Annotated in this window: 2 protein-coding genes; one reads left to right on the top strand and one right to left on the bottom strand. The window is 73.7% G+C overall.

Features of this window, described 5'->3' with window-relative positions; all coding sequences use genetic code 11:
- The coding region (locus HMPREF0731_RS19670; protein WP_007005968.1) for an MAPEG family protein at nucleotides 1-321 on the bottom strand (321 nt) is incomplete at its 3' end.
- 136 nt (nucleotides 322-457) lie between these two features.
- On the opposite strand from HMPREF0731_RS19670, the gene HMPREF0731_RS19665 reads away from it, so the two are divergent.
- The gene (locus HMPREF0731_RS19665) at nucleotides 458-1,393 is read left to right on the top strand and encodes a YihY/virulence factor BrkB family protein (RefSeq protein ID WP_007005967.1); all 936 of its coding nucleotides are present in this window, start codon (nucleotides 458-460) and stop codon (nucleotides 1,391-1,393) included.
- The last annotated feature ends 15 nt before the right edge of the window (nucleotides 1,394-1,408 follow it).

The raw sequence follows: 1,408 nt of genomic DNA, 5'->3' as shown, positions 1-1,408 counted from the left end.
CGCGTATTGCAGCGCCGAGCCCTCGGCCGCCAGCATGCCCGGCGGATGCGCCAGCCGCGCCAGCAGCAGCGCCACCAGCAGGGCGCGCACCAGCCCGGGCGCGGCGCCGCCGGCCTCGGCCAGCGCCAGCAGCAGCAGGGTCAGCGGCACGTATTCGGCGAAATTGGCCTGGATGCGGATCAGCCGCCGCAGCGCCTCCTGCCCGGCATCGCCGTGATGCGCCCGGAACCGCGCCCGCCCGGCCGAGACGGCCAGGGAGAGCGCCAGGAACAGCAGGCCCAGCAGCGCGCCGTAGAAGGCGGTCAGGCTCGGGAAGGTCATGGCCGTCGGGCTCCTCGCCGCTCCGCCCCGGCGACGCGGCCGCCGCAGCCTAGGCCGGGCGGCGGCGGCCGGAGAAGCCCCGCCGGCAACCGCGGCCGGGGCTGGATCGTTCCCCTCCCGTCGCGGAGGGCTGCGGATGAACAGGGCGTGGTGGCTGATCCGGCAGACCGTGCTGGGCTTCATCGAGGATGACGCGCTGAGCCGCGGCGCGGCCATCGCCTTCTACACCGTCACCTCGCTGGCGCCGGTACTGATCATCGCCATCGCCATCGCCGGCAGCGTGTTCGGCGAGGACGCGGCGCGCGGCGCCATCGTCGAGCAGCTCGGCGGGCTGATGGGCGCGGCCGGGGCGGAACTGGTGCAGAGCATCATCGTCAGCGCCTCCAACCCCACCTCCGGCCTGCTGGCCAGCGTGTTCGGCATCGCCACCCTGCTGCTGACGGCGAGCGGCGTGTTCGGCGAGATCCAGGCCAGCCTGAACCAGATCTGGCGCGCCGAGCCGCGCACCAGTGTCTCCCGCCTGCTGCAGGCGCGGGCGGCGAGCCTCGGGCTGGTGGCGACGCTGGGTTTTCTCCTGCTGGTCTCGCTGGTGGTCAGCGCCGCGCTGACCGCGCTGGGCCAGGCGCTGGACGGGCACCTGCCGGCGGTGGCGCTGGCGGTGCGGCTGGCCAATGTGGTGATCTCCTTCGCCCTCGTCGCGCTGCTCTTCGCCGCGATCTACAAGATCCTGCCCGACCGCAAGCTGGAATGGCGCGACGTGATGGTGGGCGCCATCGCCACCACCCTGCTGTTCAACCTCGGCAAGACGCTGATCGGCCTGTATCTCGGCAGCAGCGCCATCGGCACCACCTATGGCGCCGCCGGCTCGGCGGTGATCGTGCTGCTGTGGATCTACTACTCCGCCCAGATCTTTCTGCTCGGCGCCGAGTTCACCAAGGCCTGGGCGATGCACCGCGACGCGCGGCGCTGGGAGGCGGCGCGGCGGCACCAGGCGGCGGCGCCCGCGCCCGGGGAGGAGGAGGAGGACATCCCCGAGCGCCCGCCGATCGGCCTGCCGCCGGCGCCTGGCTGAGCCTGCCGGCCGGTT

The sequence above is a fragment of the Pseudoroseomonas cervicalis ATCC 49957 genome, from assembly GCF_000164635.1.
In the GTDB taxonomy this organism is placed as follows: Bacteria; Pseudomonadota; Alphaproteobacteria; order Acetobacterales; family Acetobacteraceae; genus Pseudoroseomonas; species Pseudoroseomonas cervicalis.
The sequence above is the reverse complement of the archived record's forward strand: the minus strand, read 5'-3'. Positions and strand labels throughout refer to the sequence as shown.